22 protein-coding genes are annotated in these 20,069 nt (G+C 66.6%); 19 read left to right on the forward strand and 3 right to left on the reverse strand.

What is annotated here, in order from left to right:
* The 3 genes from LRF89_RS05665 to dnaA form a co-directional block, all read right to left on the reverse strand.
* On the reverse strand, positions 1-448 hold a 448-nt coding region (locus tag LRF89_RS05665), incomplete at its 3' end, for an AAA family ATPase (protein ID WP_238636711.1).
* Positions 449-453: 5 nt separating this feature from the next.
* On the reverse strand, positions 454-1,554 hold the full coding sequence (gene dnaN / locus LRF89_RS05670) for a DNA polymerase III subunit beta (RefSeq protein WP_201170215.1): 1,101 nt from the start codon (positions 1,552-1,554) through the stop codon (positions 454-456).
* 220 nt (positions 1,555-1,774) lie between these two features.
* Positions 1,775-3,124, reverse strand: coding sequence for a chromosomal replication initiator protein DnaA (gene dnaA, locus LRF89_RS05675; protein ID WP_201170217.1), 1,350 nt, complete (start codon positions 3,122-3,124; stop codon positions 1,775-1,777).
* 226 nt (positions 3,125-3,350) lie between these two features.
* Between dnaA and rpmH the strand changes: the two genes are divergently transcribed.
* From rpmH to glmU, 19 genes are all read left to right on the forward strand, one after another.
* Positions 3,351-3,491: a 50S ribosomal protein L34 gene (gene rpmH, locus LRF89_RS05680; protein ID WP_011814026.1), complete on the forward strand. Its 141-nt coding sequence runs from the start codon at positions 3,351-3,353 to the stop codon at positions 3,489-3,491.
* 19 nt (positions 3,492-3,510) lie between these two features.
* Positions 3,511-3,879: a ribonuclease P protein component gene (gene rnpA, locus LRF89_RS05685; protein WP_201170220.1), complete on the forward strand. Its 369-nt coding sequence runs from the start codon at positions 3,511-3,513 to the stop codon at positions 3,877-3,879.
* Positions 3,864-4,097 (forward strand): membrane protein insertion efficiency factor YidD, encoded by a 234-nt coding sequence (gene yidD / locus LRF89_RS05690; protein WP_238633370.1) that lies wholly within the window; start codon positions 3,864-3,866, stop codon positions 4,095-4,097. Before rnpA ends, yidD begins: the two co-directional genes overlap by 16 nt.
* Before the next feature lie 6 nt (positions 4,098-4,103).
* A complete protein-coding gene (gene yidC, locus LRF89_RS05695) occupies positions 4,104-5,756 on the forward strand; it encodes a membrane protein insertase YidC (protein ID WP_238636712.1) in 1,653 nt (550 codons plus the stop codon).
* Complete coding sequence (gene mnmE, locus LRF89_RS05700; protein ID WP_201170229.1) at positions 5,714-7,123, forward strand: tRNA uridine-5-carboxymethylaminomethyl(34) synthesis GTPase MnmE; 1,410 nt, start codon at positions 5,714-5,716, stop codon at positions 7,121-7,123. The genes yidC and mnmE overlap by 43 nt, the downstream gene beginning before the upstream one ends.
* Before the next feature lie 112 nt (positions 7,124-7,235).
* Positions 7,236-9,137 carry a tRNA uridine-5-carboxymethylaminomethyl(34) synthesis enzyme MnmG gene (gene mnmG, locus LRF89_RS05705; protein ID WP_201170232.1) on the forward strand — a complete coding sequence of 634 codons (1,902 nt, stop codon included), beginning with the start codon at positions 7,236-7,238 and terminating at the stop codon, positions 9,135-9,137.
* Entirely contained in the window at positions 9,127-9,756 is a 630-nt protein-coding gene (rsmG, locus tag LRF89_RS05710; protein WP_238636713.1) for a 16S rRNA (guanine(527)-N(7))-methyltransferase RsmG, read from the forward strand. The genes mnmG and rsmG overlap by 11 nt, the downstream gene beginning before the upstream one ends.
* A gap of 38 nt (positions 9,757-9,794) precedes the next feature.
* Positions 9,795-10,589 (forward strand): ParA family protein, encoded by a 795-nt coding sequence (locus LRF89_RS05715; RefSeq protein WP_201170236.1) that lies wholly within the window; start codon positions 9,795-9,797, stop codon positions 10,587-10,589.
* A gap of 38 nt (positions 10,590-10,627) precedes the next feature.
* The gene (locus LRF89_RS05720; protein ID WP_238636714.1) at positions 10,628-11,521 is read left to right on the forward strand and encodes a ParB/RepB/Spo0J family partition protein; all 894 of its coding nucleotides are present in this window, start codon (positions 10,628-10,630) and stop codon (positions 11,519-11,521) included.
* Between the two features lie 76 nt (positions 11,522-11,597).
* Positions 11,598-12,020 (forward strand): ATP synthase subunit I, encoded by a 423-nt coding sequence (locus LRF89_RS05725; RefSeq protein ID WP_201170242.1) that lies wholly within the window; start codon positions 11,598-11,600, stop codon positions 12,018-12,020.
* Positions 12,021-12,059: 39 nt separating this feature from the next.
* Entirely contained in the window at positions 12,060-12,860 is an 801-nt protein-coding gene (gene atpB, locus LRF89_RS05730; RefSeq protein ID WP_201170245.1) for a F0F1 ATP synthase subunit A, read from the forward strand.
* Positions 12,861-12,900: 40 nt separating this feature from the next.
* Positions 12,901-13,188 carry a F0F1 ATP synthase subunit C gene (gene atpE / locus LRF89_RS05735; RefSeq protein ID WP_011815220.1) on the forward strand — a complete coding sequence of 96 codons (288 nt, stop codon included), beginning with the start codon at positions 12,901-12,903 and terminating at the stop codon, positions 13,186-13,188.
* Positions 13,189-13,235: 47 nt separating this feature from the next.
* Positions 13,236-13,706 carry a F0F1 ATP synthase subunit B gene (locus tag LRF89_RS05740; RefSeq protein WP_201170247.1) on the forward strand — a complete coding sequence of 157 codons (471 nt, stop codon included), beginning with the start codon at positions 13,236-13,238 and terminating at the stop codon, positions 13,704-13,706.
* 9 nt (positions 13,707-13,715) lie between these two features.
* Positions 13,716-14,252 carry a F0F1 ATP synthase subunit delta gene (locus LRF89_RS05745; RefSeq protein ID WP_201170249.1) on the forward strand — a complete coding sequence of 179 codons (537 nt, stop codon included), beginning with the start codon at positions 13,716-13,718 and terminating at the stop codon, positions 14,250-14,252.
* 12 nt (positions 14,253-14,264) lie between these two features.
* On the forward strand, positions 14,265-15,806 hold the full coding sequence (atpA, locus tag LRF89_RS05750) for a F0F1 ATP synthase subunit alpha (protein ID WP_201170251.1): 1,542 nt from the start codon (positions 14,265-14,267) through the stop codon (positions 15,804-15,806).
* Between the two features lie 63 nt (positions 15,807-15,869).
* On the forward strand, positions 15,870-16,739 hold the full coding sequence (gene atpG, locus LRF89_RS05755; protein WP_011815216.1) for a F0F1 ATP synthase subunit gamma: 870 nt from the start codon (positions 15,870-15,872) through the stop codon (positions 16,737-16,739).
* A 64-nt stretch (positions 16,740-16,803) separates the two neighbouring features.
* Positions 16,804-18,180, forward strand: coding sequence for a F0F1 ATP synthase subunit beta (gene atpD / locus LRF89_RS05760; RefSeq protein ID WP_201170253.1), 1,377 nt, complete (start codon positions 16,804-16,806; stop codon positions 18,178-18,180).
* A gap of 12 nt (positions 18,181-18,192) precedes the next feature.
* Complete coding sequence (locus tag LRF89_RS05765) at positions 18,193-18,618, forward strand: F0F1 ATP synthase subunit epsilon (protein WP_011815214.1); 426 nt, start codon at positions 18,193-18,195, stop codon at positions 18,616-18,618.
* A gap of 20 nt (positions 18,619-18,638) precedes the next feature.
* A complete protein-coding gene (gene glmU, locus LRF89_RS05770; RefSeq protein WP_238636715.1) occupies positions 18,639-20,060 on the forward strand; it encodes a bifunctional UDP-N-acetylglucosamine diphosphorylase/glucosamine-1-phosphate N-acetyltransferase GlmU in 1,422 nt (473 codons plus the stop codon).
* Positions 20,061-20,069 lie beyond the last annotated feature (9 nt).

The following is a 20,069-nucleotide window of genomic DNA, read 5'->3' on the forward strand; positions in this document are numbered from 1 at the left end:
GGGGGGGGGCCCGGGCCCCCCGCGCGCGGTAGCCGGGCTCCAGGTGGAAGGTGCCCCAGTCGAGGAACTGGCGGCGGACCCGGGGTCCATCGAGCAGCAGGCGCTGGTGCTCGGTGTTGATCAGCTGCACCGGTAGGCGGGCTGCCAGCGCCGACCGGGTGCTGGCGTCGGCGCCGTTGAGACGCAGCCGGGTATGGCCGGGGGAGCGGGCCACCCCCAGGCGATCCTGGCCGCGGCCGGCGATGACCCGCGCCTCGTCCGCCCCCCAGCGGATCAACCGATCGCTCTGCCGGGTGCGGAAGGAACGAACCCGCGAGAGGAAGTAGATTGCCTCGAGCAGGCTGGTCTTGCCCGCGCCGTTGGGCCCGATCACCACGTTGACGTGAGGGTGGGGCCGCAGCTGGGTCTCATCCAGATTGCGGAAGCCGTGGACCTCCAGGCGTTCCATTTAGCTCAGAGCCGCATCGGCATCACGACGTAGCGGGCGTTGTCCAGGCCCTCCCCGCGGATCAAGCCGCTGCTGCTGGCATCGGTCAGGGTGACCTGCACGCGTTCGGTGTCCAGGGCGCCGAGGGCGTCGAGGAGGTAGTTCGCGTTGAAACCGAGCTCCACGGCGTCACCGCCATAGTCGACGCTGACTTCCTCCTCGGCCTCTTCCTGTTCGGGATTGTGCGAACCGATGCGAAGGGTGTCGCCCTCCACCGCAAAGCGGATGCCCCGGTATTTCTCGTTGGAGAGGATGGCGACGCGGGTCAGGGCCTGACGCAGGTATTGGCGGTCGATCAGCACGTGCTTGTCGCCGTCCTGGGGGATCACCCGATTGTAGTCGGGGAAGACACCATCGATGAGCTTGGAGGTGAAGCGCACCGATTGGAGGGTGACGCGAACGTGGTTGGTGCCGAATTCCAGGGTGGCGGATTCATCAGCGTCATCGAGCAGGCGCAAGAGCTCCTGGACACCTTTGCGCGGCACGATGACCTGCCGAGGTTGGGAGACGCTCACCGGGCTGTCGCTCTCGGCCAGGGCGAGGCGGTGACCGTCGGTGGCCACCGCACGCGCGCCGCTGCCGGTGAGCTCGAGGAGCAGACCGTTGAGGTAGTAGCGGACGTCGTGCTGCGCCATGGAGAAATGGGTGCGCTCGATCAGTTTGCGCAGCTCCGTGCGTGGTATATCGACGGACTCGGTTTGGCCGATGGACTCTACCTCGGGGAATTCGTCGGCCGGCAGGGTGGCGAGGGAAAAACGGCTGCTGGCGGCACGAAGCGTAGCGCGATCCTGGTTCGTTTCGATGCTGATCGAGGCACCTTCCGGAAGATTACGGCAGATATCCAGCCATTTCCGCGCAGGAAGAGTAATGACACCCTCGTCTTGGGTGTGAGCCTCGAGGTAGGCGACGAGTTCCACCTCGAGGTCGGTGGCGGTCAGCTGGAGCTGTTCCGGGCGTGCTTCGACCCGGATATTGCCGAGAACGGGCAGGGTCTGGCGGCGCTCGACGACCCCGACGATGGACTGGAGAGCGGCGAGCAGGGGTTCGCGTTGGACCTCGAAGCGCATGTTCGTCCTCGTTGGCTGTAATGACTGCTTAGGAAAAGAGAAAGCTTGTTGTTGTTATTGGCCCCGCGTCAACCTGTGGAAAGCGTTGATAAGGCACTGTCTGGGAAGGAACAAAGAGTTCACAACAAGTACCGGTGCCAGTGGTGTGCCACGTGTGGAAAACCTGGGGAGGAAAATGAGGCGGGAAAGCCTCCACGGGTTTTCCACAGCTTGCCCCCGGTTAAGTGCTCAGGGTTCTCAACAGGTTGTCGTAGTCCTCGGCGAGGCGTGCATCGTCCTCGATCAGCGATTTGATGTTGCGGCAGGCGTGGAGGACGGTGCTGTGGTCGCGACCGCCGAAGGCGTCGCCGATCTCGGGCAGTGAGTGGGAAGTCAGTTCCTTAGCCAGGACCATGGCCATGTGGCGGGGCCGCGTGATGGACCGGCTGCGACGCTTGGAGAGCAGATCGCCGACGCGGATCTTGTAGTAGGCCGCCACGGTCTTCTGGATGTTGTCGATGGTTACTAGCTTGTCCTGGAGCGCGAGGAGGTCGCGCAGGGCTTCCTTGGCGAAGTCGACATCGATGGCGCGGCCGGTGAACTGCGCATTGGCGGTGATGCGGCGCAGGGCGCCCTCGAGCTCGCGGACGTTCGAGCGCAGGCGTTTGGCCACAAAGAAGGCGACTTCATCGGGGAGGTCGACGCCGTCGCGGATGGCCTTGCTTTTGAGAATGGCGACGCGGGTTTCGAGTTCGGGTGGCTCAATGGCCACCGTGAGCCCCCAGCCGAAACGGGACTTCAGACGCTCTTCGAGGCCGTTGACCTCCTTCGGGTAGCGATCGCAGGTCATGATCACCTGCTGCTCACTTTCGAGCAGGGCGTTGAAGGTGTGGAAGAACTCCTCCTGGGAGCGCTCCTTGCCTGCGAAAAACTGGATGTCGTCGATGAGCAGGGCATCCAGGTTGCGATAATGGCGCTTGAACTCGTTGATCGCATTGTGCTGGAGCGCCTTGACCATCTCGGCGACGAAGCGTTCCGAGTGCAGGTAGAGGACGCGGGCCTCGGGGCGGGCCGTGCGGATGGCGTTGCCGACGGCGTGCATCAGGTGGGTCTTGCCGAGACCGACCCCGCCGTAGAGGAAGAGGGGGTTGTAGGCGCCGCCCGGGTTGTCGGCGACCTGCATGCTGGCAGCACGGGCAAGCTGGTTCGACTTGCCCTCGACGAAGGAATCGAAGGTGAAGCCGGGGTTGAGATTGGAGTCGACGGGTCGCTGTCGCGGTTCGGAGCTGCGCTGCGTGGACGCCTGCGCCGTACCGCCGGTGCTGCCCTGGCGCTGTTCCGGCGTGGGCGGGGAGCCGATCTCAAGCTCCACGCGCAGCGCTTCACCGGGACGGATCTCGGCGAGGAGTTCGCCGATGCGCGCGGAGAAGTTGTCGCGCACCCAATCGAGGACGAAGCGGTTCGGCGCATAGAGGCGCAGGGCGTCGCCCTCGAGCTGCGCCTGCAGGGGTCGAATCCAGGTGTTGAGCTGCTGCTCGGGGATCTCGCGCTCTAGCTGCTGAAGGCACGCGCTCCAGACCGAGTCGTCCATCGTGACGGCTACCTCGTTGTTCCGGGTGGTGGGCCGGGAAGGCCGGGGGTTGTGGACGACACAGTCTAAATGGGGGTCCGGAGGTTATCCACAGGTTTCCCCGGTTTTCCACAGCAACGCGGTGCGTCGCTGTAGCAATTGACAGGCCCTTGATGGCGAAGTAGATTCGCGGCTCACTGGCCGGAGGACGGCCTCCCGATCCCTTTCTATGAACGAGTCGTGAACCATGAAACGCACGTATCAGCCGAGTAATATCAAGCGTAAGCGGACCCACGGGTTCCGCGCCCGCATGGCCACCCGGGGCGGTCGCCTCGTGCTCAAGCGCCGCCGCGCCAAGGGGCGCAAGCGTCTGACCCCGACGGCCTGATCCGGGTCCCTGCTTCCTCTTGTCGGTCGACGAGAGGTTCCCGCGGGCCGCACGGCTGCTCCAGCGTGCGGAGTTCGAGGGAGTGCTCCGAACCCCGGAGTGGCGGGCGTCGAACCGCTACTTCCGCATCAGCGCGCGGCAAAATGGGTGCGGGCGCCCGCGGCTGGGGCTGGCCGTGCCCAAACGGGTACTGCGCCGGGCCACACAACGGCACCGAGTCAAGCGGATCATCCGCGAAAGTTTCCGGGTCCGGCAGGCGGCTCTGCCGGACCGCGATTTTGTGGTTGGGGTGCGCGGTGCCGTCGCCGAGGCGGACAACGCGACCCTTTTCAGCGCGCTGGAGGAACTCTGGGCGCACGCGCGGGGGCGGCCATGCGATGGCTCCTGATCGGGGTGATCCGAACCTATCAGTATGTGGTGAGCCCGTTTCTGGGGCCGCGCTGCCGTTTCCTCCCGACCTGTTCTGAATACGCCGCAGAGGCGATCTCCCGTCACGGTCCGTGGCGCGGAGGTTGGCTGGCGGCGAAGCGTCTGGGCAAATGTCACCCGTGGCATCCGGGCGGGCTCGACCCCGTACCGGAGCGCACCGACCGTACGCGAGAGTAGATCCCCATGGAGAATCAACGCCTCATCCTCCTGATCGCCCTGGCCGGGATCAGCCTGCTGTTGTACTTCGCCTGGGAGCGGGAGCAGATGGAACCCGCGGAAACAGTGGTGGAGGAACAGGAGGTCGAAGTCGACGACGAGGCACCGGATGCACCGTCCCGGGCCGAGGAGCCCGACGCCGGGGACCCGATGGCGGAAGGGGTCGTGGATCCGGACGAGGAGGATGCCAAGCGGGTGCGGGTGAGGACCGATCTGGTTGAGGCGGAGATCAGCACCCGGGGCGGTGACATTCGGCAACTGGATCTGCTCAAGCACCAGAAGGCTTCGGACGACCCGACGCCGTACCGGCTGTTGCGCGATGAGGGTGAACCGTTGTTCGTCGCTCAGGCGGGGCTCGGCGGCGATGGACCTGTACCAGGCCGAGACGCGCGCTACGAGGTGGAACAGGAGGCGTTCGAGCTCGGCGAGGGCGAGGACACCGTCGAGGTTCCGTTGGTCTGGGAGCAAGACGGCGTCAAGGTGCGCAAGGTCTACACCTTCCGGCGGGACAGCTACCTGGTTGATGTCCGCCACGAGGTCGAGAACAACGCCGAGGCGGACTGGAGCGGGTTCCAGTTCATCCAGCTGCGTCGTCGGCCGGATCCGCCGGGCACCACGCCGTGGTACATCCACAGCTTCACCGGGGGATCGCTGTATACGCAGGAGGATCGCTTTAGCCGGATCTCCTTCAGCGACATGGAGGACTCGGACCTGTCGCGGGACGTGCGTGACGGGTGGGCGGCCATGCTCCAGCACTACTTCCTCGGGGTGATGATCCCGGAGCGTGGCGAGACGTACCGTTACTACACGCGGGCACTCCCGCAGGAGACGTACCTGCTCGGCATGTCTTCGCCGTGGCTGCAGCTCGAGTCGGGGGAAAGCGGTCAGAAGACGAACCGGCTGTTCATCGGCCCGAAGGAGCAGGACCGGCTTACGGCGGTGGGGTCGGCGCTGGAGGTCGACGACCTGCGTCTGACCGTGGATTACGGGTTCCTGACCATCCTCGCCAACCCGCTGTTCTGGGCGTTGGATCAGATCGAAAACCTGGTCAAGAACTGGGGCGTGGCGATCCTGATCCTGACGCTGTTGATTAAGATCGCCTTCTATAAGCTCTCTGCGATCAGCTATCGCTCGATGGCGAAGATGCGCAAGGTTCAGCCGAAGATGCAACAGATCCGGGAGCGTTACTCGGATGATCGGCAGCAGATGAACCAAGCGCTGATGGAGCTCTACAAGAAGGAGAAGATCAACCCGCTGGGCGGCTGCCTGCCGATCCTGGTGCAGATCCCGGTGTTTATCGCCCTGTACTGGGTCCTGGTCGAGAGTGTCGAGCTGCGGCACGCGCCGTTCATGCTCTGGATCCAGGATCTGTCCAGCCGCGATCCCTACTTCATCCTGCCGTTGCTGATGGGCGCGAGCATGCTGGTGCAGATGAAGCTGAACCCGCCGCCGATGGATCCGATCCAGAAGCGGGTGATGCAGGTCCTGCCCTTCGTGTTCACCGGCTTCTTCATGCTGTTCCCGGCGGGACTGGTACTCTACTGGCTGACCAACAACATCCTGTCGATCGCACAGCAATGGTACATACTGCGTCAGGTGGAGAAATCCGACACAGCGTAGACGACGGCCGGCAGGCCGACACGATCTGTGCGATGGCGACCCCGTCCGGGCAGGGCGGGGTCGCTGTCGTTCGGGTATCCGGTCGGCGGGCACTGGCGGTCGCGGAAGCGGTGGCCGGTCCGCTGCCGGCGGCGCGGGAGGCGGCACTGCGGCGCTTTCGGGATGCGGCCGGGGAAGTGCTCGATCAAGGGCTGGTTCTGGTTTTCAAGGCGCCGGCGTCGTATACCGGGGAGGACGTGGTGGAGCTGCAGGGCCACGGGAGCCCTGCGGCGGTGGGAGCGATCCTCGGGGCGCTCTGCGCGGCGGGAGCGCGTCCGGCTGGGCCCGGGGAGTTCTCGGAGCGCGCCTTCCTCAATGGTCGGCTGGATCTGACGCAGGCCGAGGCGGTGGCGTCTTTGATCGAGGCGGAGACGGACAGCGCTCGTCGGGCGGCGCTGCGCGCTCTTTCCGGCGCTTTCGGGCAGCGGGTGGATCGGCTCGGGGAGCGCATGCTCGAGCTGCGGGCGCATGTGGAAGCCTTCCTGGATTTCCCGGACGACGAGGACGTGCCGGCCGATCCGCCGGAGCTCGGCAGAGAGGTTCGGGGTTTGCTGGGGGAGCTTGAGGAGATTCGGCGGCGCGCATCGGCAGGGGTCCGACTCGGCGATGGAATGCGGGTGGTGCTCATTGGGCCGCCGAACGCGGGGAAATCGAGCTTGCTGAACGGACTGAGCGGGGAGGAGGCGGCGATTGTCTCGGGTCGCGCGGGCACCACGCGGGATGTGGTGCGGCAGCGGGCGGTGATCGGGGCGAGGCGGGCGGAGCTGCTGGATACGGCCGGATTACGGCGTGCCGAGGAGCAGGACGAAATCGAGGCTGAAGGCGCCCGGCGTGCACGGGCGGCTGCAGCGGAGGCGGATCTGCTTTTAGTGGTTGTGGAGGCCGGTGGGGCGCTCGACGGGGAGCTGCGAGAGCGGCTGGAGGCGCAGGCGCCCGGGCCGGCGGTTGTGGTCTGGAACAAGATCGACGAGACCGGGGAGGCACCCGGGTGGGAAGAGGGTGGCGCACTCGGTGGGCACGTGTCGGTGGCGCGGGTCAGTGCGCGGACCGGGGCTGGCATGGAGGCGTTTCGCGACGGTCTGGAGTCGCTGGTGGCCGGCGAGGCTGGGGACGACGCCTGGGCGGCGCGGCAGCGTCATTTGGATGCGCTGGATCGGGCCGCCGGAGAACTCGAAGAGGCGCTGGGGGCAGCGACGCGGGGCGGTGAGGAAGAGCTGGTCGCGGAGGCCTTGCGTCGGGCGCAGAGCTCGCTGGGCGAGATTACAGGCCGCGTCAGCCACGAAGCACTACTGGATCGGATCTTCTCTGGGTTCTGCATCGGCAAGTAGTTCCACGTGGAACACTCCGGTTTTGGGGAGGGGAGCCCAGTCGGGGGGTGTGCACTGTTCCACGTGGAACATCCCCCTTGAGGGTTCTGCCCCGGCGGCCCAAAATCCCCGCATGAACACCAACCGCTACGATGTCATCGTTATAGGCGGCGGCCATGCCGGCACCGAGGCCGCCGCTGCGGCCGCCCGTCTGGGGCGTTCGACCCTGCTGATCACGCACAATCTTGAGACTATTGGTGCGCTCTCCTGCAACCCCGCCATCGGCGGGATCGGTAAGGGGCACCTGGTGCGTGAGATTGATGCCCTTGGCGGCGTCATGGGGCGCCTTGCCGACGCCTCGGCTATCCACGCGCGCGTGCTGAACCAGCGCAAGGGCCCAGCGGTTCGTGCGACCCGCATCCAAGCGGACCGACCGACGTACGCCCGTGCCGCTCGACAGGCACTCGACGTCCTTCCCAGCCTCGCGCTCTTTCAGGATGCTGCCGACGAGCTGCTGATCGAGGGTGATCGCTGTTGCGGCGTACGGACCGAAAGCGGTGCCCGCTTCCATGCCCCAGCAGTGGTCATCACGGCCGGAACCTTCCTGGCCGGACGGATCCACATCGGGGCCTCCCGCCACAGCGCGGGGCGTGCCGGCGATCCGGCGGCCGATCAGTTGGCGGCATCGTTGCGCGATCTCGGTCTGCCGGTTCAGCGGCTGAAGACCGGCACCCCGCCGCGCATCGACCGCCGCAGCGTCGCGGTTGACCGTTTAGACGCCCAACACGGGGACAACCCGCGCCCACTGTTCTCGCCGTTCTGTCCGCCGGAGCGCCCGCTCCCCGAGGCGGCTTGCCTGATCAGCTGGACGACCCCCGAGACCCACCGCATCATCCGTGATGCGCTCGACGAGTCGCCGATGTACAGCGGTGCCATCCAGTCCTCTGGGCCGCGCTACTGTCCGTCCATCGAGGACAAGGTGGTACGTTTCGCCGATCGCGATCACCATCAGGTGTTCCTCGAGCCCGAGGGGCTCCACGCCACTGAGCTCTACCCCAATGGCGTCTCCACCGGGCTCCCATTTGCCGTTCAGGAGGCCCTGATCCGCAGCATGCCGGGCCTCGAGCAGGCACAAATCACCCGCCCCGGCTACGCCATCGAGTACGACTATCTCGACCCCCGCGGACTGACCCCTTGGCTGGAAAGTGCCACCGTCGGCGGGCTCTATCTGGCTGGGCAGATCAATGGCACCACCGGCTACGAGGAGGCCGCCGCCCAGGGACTGATCGCCGGACTCAACGCAGCCCGTGTACCCGCCGGCGAGGATCCTTGGTTCCCGACGCGGGATGAGGCTTATATCGGCGTGCTGATCGACGATCTGGTCACCACCGGCGTCACCGAGCCGTACCGAATGTTCACCAGCCGTGCCGAGCACCGACTGCGTCTGCGTGATGACAACGCCGAGGACCGCTTGACGCAGATCGGCCGCGGCCTGGGCTCGGTCGGAGAGGCGCAGTGGGCCGGCTTCGCGCGCTACCGGGATGCGCTGGAGAGCGAGCGCCAGCGCCTGCAGGCGACGCGTGTTCAGCCGGGGGGGCTCTCCGCTGCGCAGGAGGAGCGTCTGGGCGCACGTCTTCGGCGCGATCAGAGCCTCTACGACCTCCTGCGCCGCCCCGAACTCTCGTACGACGATGTCCGATTCATCGGCGCCCTGGAGACCGACCGGCCAACCGAGCGTGCCGTGCGGCAGCTGGAGATCGAGGCGCGCTACGACGGCTACGTGGAACGGCAGGACCTGGAAAACCAGCGCCACCAGCGCTATTCGAGCGTCCGTATCCCGGACGCCCTGGACTATGGGGCCATCGATGGCCTCTCGACCGAGGTGCGCGAGCGGCTGACCCGTATGCGCCCAACAACGGTGGGGCAGGCCGCACGCCTGCCCGGCGTGACCCCTGCTGCCATCTCGCTGCTGCTCATTCATCTGCGCCGCCGCGGGTGGCTGCGGGCTGTCAGTGAGGATGAAGATGCCGCGTAACCACCTGAATGCGCGCCTTGAGGAGCTCGATATCGACCTCGATGGCCCTGCCCGGCAGCGCCTCGAGGCGTACCTGTCCCTGCTCATGCGCTGGAATCGCGCGTACAATCTCACCGCTGCGCGGGATACCGGGACGCTCATCGATCGCCACCTGCTCGACAGCCTGGTGGTGCGGCACCATCTCCCGCCCGGCGCCCTGGCGGATGTCGGCAGTGGCGCAGGGTTCCCCGGTCTCGCTCTGGCCCTGGTGGAGCCCGAACGGCCGGTCACCCTGATCGACAGCAACGGCAAGAAGACGCGCTTCCTCCGCCAATGCGCCACCGAACTGGGTCTGAGCCACGTCCAGGTCCGTCAGGCGCGCATGGAATCGTTCGACCAGCGCACCTTTGCGGTTGTCACCGCACGTGCCGTTGCCCCACTGGTCAGACTGATCGAGGGAACACGGTGCCTGCTCGCGCCGGGCGGGGCGTTGCTCGCCCTCAAGGGCGAGCGCAACGAGGAAGAGTTGGCCGAGCTTCCCGGCGAGGTTGCCGCGGAGCTCGAGGTTCACGAGTTGCCGGCCATCGCCGGTCAGGGGCGCGCCCGACTCGTCATCCGCCGCGCGCCCGTTCAACCCTGACCCCGGCCTGGCCGGGAGCCGAAACGCAGGAGAGTGTCATGGGTCGGATCATCGCAATCACCAATCAGAAGGGCGGCGTCGGCAAGACCACCACCTGCGTCAACCTGGCCGCCTCGCTGGCCGCCAACCGCAAGCGCGTCCTGCTCATCGACCTGGATCCGCAGGGCAACGCCACCGTCGGCTCGGGGCTGGATCGCCGCGCGATTGCCCCGACCGCCTACGAGGTCTTGGCCGAGCAGGCGGCTGTCTCCGAGGCGATCCATGCCATCGAGGGCGCCGGCTTTGACGTCCTGCCCGCGAACGGAGACCTGACCGCCGCCGAGGTCGAGTTGCTGGAGGCGGACCGACGTGAACAGCGACTCAGTCGTCAGCTCCGCGCCGTCACCGAGGACTACGACTACATCCTCATCGACTGTCCGCCCTCGCTGAATATCCTCACCCTGAACGCCCTGGTGGCCGCTCACGGGGTTCTGATCCCGATCCAGTGCGAGTACTTCGCCCTCGAGGGATTGACTGCGCTGCTCGATACCGTCCGCGGAGTCCAGGCCAGCGCCAACCCGAGCCTCGCCATCGACGGGCTGCTGCGTACCATGTATGACGCCCGCAATAACCTGGCCAATCAGGTCGGTGAGCAGCTCGCCGCCCACTTCGAGGCGCAGCTCTATCGCACCATGATCCCGCGCAACGTGCGCCTCGCCGAAGCGCCCAGCCACGGATTACCGGCCCTTGCTTACGATCGCGCCTCGCGCGGCGCCCTGGCGTATATGGCCCTGGCCACCGAGATGGAACGCCGCCACCGCAGCGGCCAGGCGGCCACGGCCGCCTCCGCCTGATCGACTCACCGCACGCAACCCGAGGAGAGAGCAGACGTATGTCGAACAAGAAGCGTGGTCTCGGCCGCGGCCTGGATGCCCTGCTCGGTGCCGAGCCCGGTGCCGTCGCCGCCGGCCAGCCGGTGGATGGCGGCGAGCTTCATGACCTGCCCGTGGATCTGCTGGAGCGTGGCCCCCATCAGCCGCGGCGCCACTTTGACGATCAGGCCCTGCAGGAGCTGGCCGACTCCATCCGCGCCCAGGGCGTCGTCCAGCCGCTGGTGGTTCGCCCCACCGAGGCCGGCCGCTATCAGATCGTCGCAGGTGAGCGCCGCTGGCGGGCCGCTCAACGCGCCGGTATCGACCACGTGCCGGCGCTGGTCCGCGACATCCCCGACGAGGCCGCCATTGCCGTCGGTCTGATCGAGAACCTCCAGCGCGAAGACCTCAACCCGCTGGAGGCCGCCGGTGCCCTGCAGCGGCTGATCCACGAGTTCGGCCTCTCCCATCAGAAGACCGCCGAGGCGGTGGGGCGCTCCCGTACCGCGGTAACGAACCTGCTGCGGCTGCTCGAACTGAATGAGGATGTACAGCGATTGGTCAGCGAAGGCCGCCTCGAAGCCGGGCACGCCAAGGCCCTGGCCGGACTGACGGGCACCGCGCAGAGCGAGGCGGCCGCCCGCGTAGCCCGCGATCAGCTGACCGTGCGCCAGACGGAATCCCTGGTCCGCCGCTACCAGAAGGCCGCCGCGGCGCCCTCGGAGAGCGAACAGGAGCAGGGCGTTGATGCCCGGCGCCTCGACCCGGATGTCGAGCGACTGCGCGATACGCTCGCCGATCGGCTGGGGGCGCCGGTGGACATCCAGCACAGCCGCCGCCAGGGCAAGGGTCGGCTGGTCATCCGTTACAGCAGCCTCGAGGAACTCGACGGCATCCTCGGACGTATCCGTTGAGTAAGGGAGCCTGATTTGACCCCCCTGATGCCGCCGTTTAGACTCCGCCACTTATCGATGCCGTAGGGCGTAAAGCGTGGAAGTGAGCGAAGCCCTCAATCAGGATTACGAGCCACAGGGCATGTGGCGCAGCCGCCGCCCGGCGTTACGGGTGGTTATCGCCGTCCTGCTGACCCAAGCCGGCGTTGGCACCATAGCCACTGGCCTCTGGCTCCTGGACGGTGGTTGGTCGGCCATCGCCGCGGCCTGCGGTGCCGCGATCGCCATCGTCCCCTCGGCCTACTACGCGGCCCACGTCTTTTCCAAGGCGCCGGGGACGGCGCCCCGGCAAGTGCTCAGGGCTTTTTACATCGGAGAAGTCGTGAAGTTGATTCTCACGGCGGTGCTCTTTATTATCGCGCTCCGATGGTTAAGCGGGCACTTTCTGCCGCTGATAACAACGTACGCAGCCGCCCTAGGCACCTACTGGTTCTTCTTCTTGGGGGCCCTCCGTACCTAGCGCATCCGCGCGGTACCAAACCGGGGAGCAACGTTTGCCATGAGCGCCGACAGCGAGTTCGACGCGACGGACTACATCCAGCACCACCTCACCAACCTTCGCCTGGACCTGACCGAGGGTACGATCGACTCCGGGGCCACCGGCTTCTGGACGCTCCATATCGATACCCTGATCATGTCGTTCGGTCTCGGCGCGTTGTTCTGCTACGTCTTCTGGCTGGCCGCCCGCCAGGCCACGCCGGGCGTACCGGGTGGGCTGCAGAACTTCGTCGAAGCCATGATCGAGTTCATCGACAAGACGGTGAAGGAGACCTTCCACGCGAAGAGCAAGGTCATCGCGCCGCTGGCGCTGACCATCTTTTGCTGGGTCTTCCTCTCCAACCTGATGGACCTCGTGCCGATCGACATGGTGCCGAGCATCATGATGGCCGTGGGGGTGGACTACTGGAAGATCCTTCCCAGTGTCGACCTGAATTTCACCTTCGGCCTGTCCCTGAGCGTGCTGGCGCTGATCATCATCTACGGCGTGATGGGCCAGGGTGTCGGTGGCTGGCTCAAGAGCTGGGTCACCCATCCCCTGGGCCCGTGGCTGGCTCCGGCCAACCTGATCCTCAACGTCGTGGAGTTCATCGCTAAGCCGGTGTCGCTCTCCCTGCGACTGTTCGGCAACCTCTACGCCGCAGAGCTGGTCTTCATCCTGATCTCTCTGCTCCCGTGGTGGATCCAGTGGGCGCTCGGCACGCCCTGGGCGATCTTCCACATCCTGGTCGTGCCGCTGCAGGCCTTCATCTTCATGATGCTCACCGTGGTCTATCTGGCCATGGCGTATGAAGAACATTAAACTGCCCCACTTTCGATACTGAGAATCCGGGAGGAATCACATGGAACTCGCAGAGCTCATTGCTAACGTCCAGGGGCTGACCGCCCTGACCGTGGGCATCCTGATCGCCGGCGGCGCCATCGGCACCGGTATCGGCTTCGGCCTCCTCGGCGGCAAGTTCCTCGAGGGCGTCGCCCGTCAGCCCGAGATGGCCCCGATGCTGCAGGTTCGCATGTTCCTGGTCGCCGGCCTGCTCGACGCCGTCGCCATGATCGGCGTTGGTATCGCGCTGTTCTTCACCTTCGCCAACCCGTTCCTGGGTGCTGTCGAGGCCGCCGCCGGCGCGTAAACACACGCCGGCGCTTTTAAGCCGCCAGCTCGATCGGAGGTGAAACCGTGAACTTTGGTGCCACGTTCTGGGGGCCGATGATCAGCTTCGCGCTGTTCGTCTGGTTCACCATGAAATTCGTCTGGCCGCCGATCCAACAGGCGCTTGCCGACCGGCAGAAGCAGATTGCCGACGGCCTCGCCGCCGGTGAACGCGGCAAGGAGGAGCTGGAGAAGGCTCAGGCCGAGGTCGACGCCATGCTGCGGGACGCCCGCGAGCAGGCCAGCCAGATCATCAACCAGGCCAACAAGCGTCAGGCCGAGATGATCGAAGAGGCGCGGGCCGAGGCCCGCACCGAGGCCGACCGGATCCTGGCCTCCGCCCGTGAGGAGATCGATCAGGAGATCCAGCGGGCCCGCGAGGACCTGCGCAAGCAGGTCTCAACCATCGCCGTGCAGGCGAGCAGCCAGATCCTGAAGCGCGAGGTGGACGCCAAGGCGCACAAGGATCTGATCGACGATCTGGCGACGCAAATCTAGGGAGGCGCCATGGCCGAGCGCAGCACACTGGCCCGACCTTACGCGCGCGCCGTCTTCGAGCTTGCCGGTGACGACGCGACCGAGCGCGAGGCTTGGTCGCGTCGGCTTGCGGCGGTGGCCGAGGTGGTGCAGGTGCCCCAGCTCGCCTCGCTGCTCACCCACCCGCGGATCAGTGCCGAGGAACTCGCCGGCACAGTCTGCGAGGCGGCAGGCGACATCGGGCAGGCCGGGAAGAATTTCGTCCGGCTGCTGGCGAGCAACCGGCGCCTGCAGTACGCGCCGGAGGTCGCCCGGGTCTACGAGCAGCTGCGTGCCGAGGCCGAGGGCATCGTCGATGTCGAGGTGCTTTCGGCGACCCAGCTCGAGGACGCGCAGCAAGAACGCCTGGCCGAAGCGCTCCGCAAGCGCCTCGGCCGAGAGGTGCGGCTGCAGACGCGGATCGACGAGTCCCTCATCGGGGGGGCGATTATCCGCGCTGGCGACACCACCATAGACGGCTCGGTGAAGGGCAAACTGGCCCGCCTCTCGAGTGCACTGGTTCATTGACGAGGTAGGACGATGCAAGTCAATCCATCGGAGATCAGCGAGCTCATCAAGCGTCGCATTGAGAACTTCGACGCGGCGGCTGAGGCCCGCAACGAAGGCACCGTCGTCAGTGTCGGCGACGGCATCTGCCGCATCCACGGCCTCGCCGACGTCATGTTCGGCGAGATGCTGGAGTTCCCTGACGACACCTTCGGCATGGCCCTGAACCTCGAGCGGGACTCCGTCGGTGCCGTCCTCCTCGGTGACTATCAGCACATCAAGGAGGGGGCCACCGTCAAGTGCACGGGCCGCATCCTCGAGGTGCCGGTCGGTGAGGCTATGCTCGGCCGTGTGGTCGACGCCCTGGGCCGCCCCTGCGACGGCAAGGGCCCGATCAAGACCGAGGCCAGCGAGCCCATCGAGAAGGTCGCTCCCGGCGTTATCACCCGTGAGGGCGTCGATCAGCCGGTGCAAACCGGCCTCAAGGCGATCGACTCCATGGTCCCGATCGGCCGGGGTCAGCGTGAGCTGATCATCGGCGACCGCCAGACCGGCAAGACCGCGGTGGCCGTCGACGCGATCATCAACCAGAAGGACAGCGGCATTAAGTGCATCTACGTCGCGGTCGGGCAGAAGAACTCGACGGTGGCCAACGTGGTGCGCAAGCTCGAGGAGCATGGCGCGATGGACAACACCATCGTCGTCAACGCCGGCGCCTCCGAGTCGGCCGCCATGCAGTACATCGCCCCCTACGCCGGCTGCGCCATGGGCGAGTACTTCCGTGACCGCGGCGAAGATGCGCTGATCATCTACGACGACCTGACTAAGCAGGCCTGGGCCTACCGCCAGGTCTCCCTGCTGCTGCGCCGGCCGCCGGGTCGTGAGGCGTACCCGGGTGACGTCTTCTACCTCCACTCCCGGCTACTCGAGCGCGCCTCGCGCATCAACGCCGAGGAAGTCGAGCGTCGCACCAATGGCGAGGTCAAGGGCCAGACGGGGTCGCTGACCGCGCTGCCCATCATCGAGACCCAAGCCGGCGACGTGTCCGCCTTCGTGCCGACGAACGTGATCTCGATCACCGACGGGCAGATCTACCTCGAGACGGACCTCTTCAACTCGGGCGTGCGGCCCGCGGTGAACGCCGGTCTGTCGGTCTCCCGCGTGGGTGGCTCGGCGCAGACGAAGATCATCAAGAAGCTCGGCGGCGGTGTCCGCCTGGCGCTGGCCCAGTACCGCGAGCTGGCGGCGTTCTCCCAGTTCGCCTCCGATCTGGACGAGACCACGCGCCAGCAGCTCGAGCGCGGCAAGCGCACCATGGAGCTGATGAAGCAGGGGCAGTACGAGCCGCAGTCGGTCGGTGAGATGGCCTTCGTGCTCTTCGCCGCCAACGAGGGTTATGTCGACGACGTCGAGAACGACCAGGTGGTTCGTTTCGAGAAGGCGCTGCTCGACTACCTGCGTGCCGAGCACGCCGAGCTGCTCCAGCGCATCACGGAGACCGGCGATTACAACGACGAGATCCACGCCGAGATGCAGAAGGCGATGGACGCGTTCAAGAAAAATCGCACGTGGTGAGCACGCGCTGCCGGGGAGCTGCACGCTCCCCGGCCGGCCCCTTAACGACACATAGGTGACGGCATGGCCGGGGCGAAAGAAGTAAAGACCAAGATCAAGAGCGTTCAGAACACGCAGAAGATCACAAGCGCGATGGAGATGGTCGCCGCATCGAAGATGCGGCGTGCCCAGGAGCGTATGGAGGCGACGCGGCCGTACGCCGAAAAAATCCGGCAGGTCATCGGCCACCTCGGCCACGCCAATCCGGATTACCGCCATCCGTTTCTGGTCGAGCGCGACGAGGTCAAGCGCGTCGGCTACATCGTCGTCTCCACCGACCGCGGTCTGTGCGGGGGTCTGAACGTCAACCTGTTCAAGGCGGCGATCAACGACCTCAAGGGCTGGCAGGAGCAGGGCGTCGGCGCCCAGGTCGTGCCCATCGGCGCCAAGGGCATCGGCTTCTTCGAGCGCACCGGGGTCGAGATCCCCGCCGAGGTCCGCGACATCGGCGACCGCCCGAAGCTCGAGCAGATGATCGGGCCGATCAAGGTCCTGCTCGACGCCTACGTGGACGGCACCATCGACCGGGTGAACCTGGTGAGCAACCAGTTCGTGAACACCATGACCCAGCGGCCGCAGGTCCAGCGGCTGATCCCGGTCGAGCCGGTTCGCGAGGAGGAAATGCTCGAGAACTGGGACTACATCTATGAGCCGGACGCTGCCTCGCTGCTGGATGATGTGCTGCGCCGCTACGTCGAGTCCCAGGTCTATCAGGGCGTGGTCGAGAACATCGCCTGCGAGATGGCAGCGCGAATGATCGCGATGAAGAGCGCCTCCGACAACGCCGCGGAGATCATCGACGACCTGCAGATCACGTACAACAAGGCCCGCCAGGCGGCGATCACGCAGGAGCTGACCGAGATCGTCTCGGGCGCCGAGGCCGTTTCGGGCTAATACCGATTTCCAATATCAACGGCGGGCCTGCGCGGCCCGCGAGAAGCTATCTGAGGGGATCCGAATGAGCGCTGGAAAGATCGTTCAGGTGATTGGTGCAGTGGTCGACGTGGAATTTCCGCGTGACCAGGTGCCGCAGATCTACGACGCCCTCGTGGTCGACGAGCGGGGCCTGACCCTCGAGGTCCAGCAGCAGCTGGGCGACGGCGTCGTCCGCACGATCGCCATGGGGTCCTCCGACGGCCTGACGCGCTCGGAGAAAGTCTCGAACACCGGCGGCCCGATCTCGGTGCCGGTCGGCCAGGGGACCCTGGGGCGCATCATGGACGTCCTCGGCGAGCCGGTGGACGAGGCCGGCGACGTGAAGACCGAGGAGCGCTGGCCGATCCACCGCAACGCGCCGACCTACGAGGACCAGTCCGGCGGCCAGGAGCTGCTTGAGACCGGGATCAAGGTCATCGACCTGCTGTGCCCGTTCGCCAAGGGTGGCAAGGTCGGCCTGTTTGGCGGCGCCGGCGTCGGCAAGACGGTCAACATGATGGAGCTGATCCGCAACATCGCGGTGGAGCACTCCGGTTACTCCGTCTTTGCTGGTGTCGGCGAGCGCACCCGCGAGGGCAACGACTTCTACCACGAGATGAAGGACTCCAACGTCCTCGACAAGGTCTCGCTGGTCTACGGCCAGATGAACGAGCCGCCGGGTAACCGCCTGCGCGTCGCGCTGACCGGCCTGACCATGGCCGAGTACTTCCGCGACGAGGGGCGTGACGTGCTGATGTTCATCGACAACATCTACCGTTACACCTTGGCCGGCCAGGAGGTCTCCGCGCTGCTCGGCCGCATGCCGTCGGCAGTCGGCTACCAGCCGACGCTGGCCGAGGAGATGGGCAAGCTCCAGGAGCGCATCACCTCCACCAAGACCGGTTCCATCACATCGGTGCAGGCGGTCTATGTTCCGGCCGACGACCTCACCGACCCGGCGCCGGCGACGACCTTTGCTCACCTGGACGCGACCATCGTGCTCTCGCGCCAGATTGCCGAGCTCGGTATCTACCCGGCGGTCGATCCGCTGGACTCCACCTCGCGCCAGCTCGACCCGCTGGTCATCGGCCAGGAGCACTACGACGTCGCCCGCGGGGTCCAGGGTGTCCTGCAGCGTTACAAGGAGCTCAAGGACATCATCGCGATCCTGGGCATGGACGAGCTTTCCGAGGAGGACAAGCTCACCGTCTCCCGGGCGCGGAAGATCCAGCGCTTCCTGTCCCAGCCGTTCTTCGTGGCGGAAGTGTTTACCGGCATGTCCGGTAAGTACGTCCCGCTGAAGGACACCGTCGCGTCCTTCAAGGCGATCATCGACGGCGAGTACGACCACCTGCCCGAGCAGGCGTTCTACATGGTCGGTACCGTCGAAGAGGCCGCCGAGAAGGCCAAGAACCTGTAATCCGGGGGTGCCATGAGCACGCTCCAAGTCGACATCGTAAGTGCTGAAGAGCAGCTGTACGCCGGCCAGGCGAGCATGGTCATTGCGCCGGCGGCCGAGGGTGACGTGGGTATCGCCCCGCGTCACGCCCCGCTGCTGACCCGGCTGCGTCCGGGTGAGCTGCGCATCACCCCGGAGGGCGACGAAGAGGAATTCTTCTTCTACGCTTCCGGGGGCCTGCTCGAGGTCCAGCCGCACAAGGTGACGGTACTCGCCGATACCGCAGTGCGTGCCCGTGACATCGACGAGGCCGCGGCCCTGGAGGCCAAGCGGCGGGCCGAGGAGAAGCTCCGCGAGCAGAAGGACGAGGTGGATTACAGCTCCGTCCAGGCGGAGCTTGCCGAAGCCATGGCGCAGCTGAGAACCCTCGAGAGCCTGCGCAAGCGGGCCAAGCGCTGACGCGAACGGAGGAACCGACCATGCGGGCACCTGTTGCCGTGGTCATACTGGCTGCGGGCAAGGGGACCCGCATGCGTTCGGCCCAGCCTAAGGTGCTGCAGCCGCTGGCTGGGCGCTCCCTGCTCTCCCACGTGCTCGATACGGCCCTCGCCTTGGGGCCGGAGCAGGTGCACGTGGTCTATGGTCACGGCGGCCAGGAGGTCGCCGCGGCGCACGCCGACTATCCGGTGCACTGGGTCGAGCAGCCCGAGCAGCTTGGCACCGGCCACGCGGTCGCCTGCGCCCTACCGCAGATCCCCGATGATCATCGGGTCTTGGTCCTCTACGGCGATGTCCCGCTGGTTACCCCGGCCACCCTCGAGCCGCTGGTGGACGGCCACGGCTTGGAGCTGCTGGCCGCCCGGGTGCCCGATCCCACCGGCTACGGGCGCGTGATCCGCGATGCAGCCGGGGGCGTGGTGGCGATCGTCGAGGAGAAGGACGCCGACCCGGGGCAGCGGGGCGTAGATGAAATCAATACCGGGCTTATGGCGGCTCCGGCCGCCGACCTGCGCCGCTGGATGGCAGCCCTGTCGGCGGACAACGCCCAGGGGGAGTACTACCTGACCGATGCGGTGGCCGCTGCTGTCGCGGACGGCGTCCCGGTGCTCGCCCGGTTCACTGCGGACCCCGGCGAGGCCAGCGGCATCAACGACCTTGTCCAGCTCGCGGAAGTCGAGCAGGCGTACCAGCGCCGCGAGGCCCGGCGGCTGCTGCGCGGAGGCCTGCGTCTGGTGGCCCCCGAGCGTTTCACTCTGCGCGGTCAAGTGCGCTTCGGCACCGACTGCGCCATCGACCCCGACTGTACCCTGGAAGGCGAGGTGGCGCTCGGCGACAACGTGCACATCGCCCAGGGCACCGTGCTCCGGGACTGCGTTGTCGAGGACGGGGCGCACCTCGGACCCTATACTGTCATCGAGCAGGCCCGGATCGGCCCCGGGTGCCGGATCGGCCCCTTCGCCCATCTCCGTCCCGGGACCGTGCTCGAGGAGGGCGCCCGGGTGGGGAATTTCGTCGAGACCAAGGCGGCTCGTCTGGGTCCCGGGGCCAAGGCCAATCACCTCACCTACGTCGGCGATGCTGAGGTCGGGGCCCGGGCCAATCTCGGCGCGGGGACCATCACGTGCAACTACGACGGTGCCCGCAAACACCGCACGCGGATCGGCGACGACGCCTTCATCGGCTCGGGAAGCCAGCTGGTCGCCCCGGTCCAGGTGGGTGACCGGGCGACCATCGGTGCCGGAACAACGTTGACCAGCGACGCGCCGGCCGACGCCCTGACCGTCGCGCGCAGCCGCGCCCGGACCATCCCCGGCTGGCAGCATCCCGGCTTGACGGGCCGTCGCGGACCTCCCGATGATAGCGATGCCACGCCGGCGTCCGACGGTGCCAAGGAAGAGTAAGGAGCGAGC

The sequence above is a fragment of the Halorhodospira sp. 9621 genome, from assembly GCF_022228055.1.
Classification (GTDB): domain Bacteria; phylum Pseudomonadota; class Gammaproteobacteria; order Nitrococcales; family Halorhodospiraceae; genus Halorhodospira; species Halorhodospira halophila_A.

Excerpts from the sequence above, each read along its gene's own strand:
- glmU (WP_238636715.1), top strand. The coding sequence starts at position 18,639 with ATGCGGGCACCTGTTGCCGTGGTCATACTGGCTGCGGGCAAGGGGACC.
- LRF89_RS05745 (WP_201170249.1), top strand. The coding sequence starts at position 13,716 with ATGGCCGAGCGCAGCACACTGGCCCGACCTTACGCGCGCGCCGTCTTC.
- atpG (WP_011815216.1), top strand. The coding sequence starts at position 15,870 with ATGGCCGGGGCGAAAGAAGTAAAGACCAAGATCAAGAGCGTTCAGAAC.
- mnmE (WP_201170229.1), top strand. The coding sequence starts at position 5,714 with ATGGTACATACTGCGTCAGGTGGAGAAATCCGACACAGCGTAGACGAC.
- LRF89_RS05720 (WP_238636714.1), top strand. The coding sequence starts at position 10,628 with ATGTCGAACAAGAAGCGTGGTCTCGGCCGCGGCCTGGATGCCCTGCTC.
- yidC (WP_238636712.1), top strand. The coding sequence starts at position 4,104 with ATGGAGAATCAACGCCTCATCCTCCTGATCGCCCTGGCCGGGATCAGC.
- atpE (WP_011815220.1), top strand. The coding sequence starts at position 12,901 with ATGGAACTCGCAGAGCTCATTGCTAACGTCCAGGGGCTGACCGCCCTG.
- atpD (WP_201170253.1), top strand. The coding sequence starts at position 16,804 with ATGAGCGCTGGAAAGATCGTTCAGGTGATTGGTGCAGTGGTCGACGTG.
- rpmH (WP_011814026.1), top strand. The coding sequence starts at position 3,351 with ATGAAACGCACGTATCAGCCGAGTAATATCAAGCGTAAGCGGACCCAC.
- rsmG (WP_238636713.1), top strand. The coding sequence starts at position 9,127 with ATGCCGCGTAACCACCTGAATGCGCGCCTTGAGGAGCTCGATATCGAC.
- LRF89_RS05715 (WP_201170236.1), top strand. The coding sequence starts at position 9,795 with ATGGGTCGGATCATCGCAATCACCAATCAGAAGGGCGGCGTCGGCAAG.
- mnmG (WP_201170232.1), top strand. The coding sequence starts at position 7,236 with ATGAACACCAACCGCTACGATGTCATCGTTATAGGCGGCGGCCATGCC.
- dnaA (WP_201170217.1), bottom strand. The coding sequence starts at position 3,124 with ATGGACGACTCGGTCTGGAGCGCGTGCCTTCAGCAGCTAGAGCGCGAG.
- LRF89_RS05765 (WP_011815214.1), top strand. The coding sequence starts at position 18,193 with ATGAGCACGCTCCAAGTCGACATCGTAAGTGCTGAAGAGCAGCTGTAC.
- yidD (WP_238633370.1), top strand. The coding sequence starts at position 3,864 with ATGCGATGGCTCCTGATCGGGGTGATCCGAACCTATCAGTATGTGGTG.
- dnaN (WP_201170215.1), bottom strand. The coding sequence starts at position 1,554 with ATGCGCTTCGAGGTCCAACGCGAACCCCTGCTCGCCGCTCTCCAGTCC.
- atpA (WP_201170251.1), top strand. The coding sequence starts at position 14,265 with ATGCAAGTCAATCCATCGGAGATCAGCGAGCTCATCAAGCGTCGCATT.
- atpB (WP_201170245.1), top strand. The coding sequence starts at position 12,060 with ATGAGCGCCGACAGCGAGTTCGACGCGACGGACTACATCCAGCACCAC.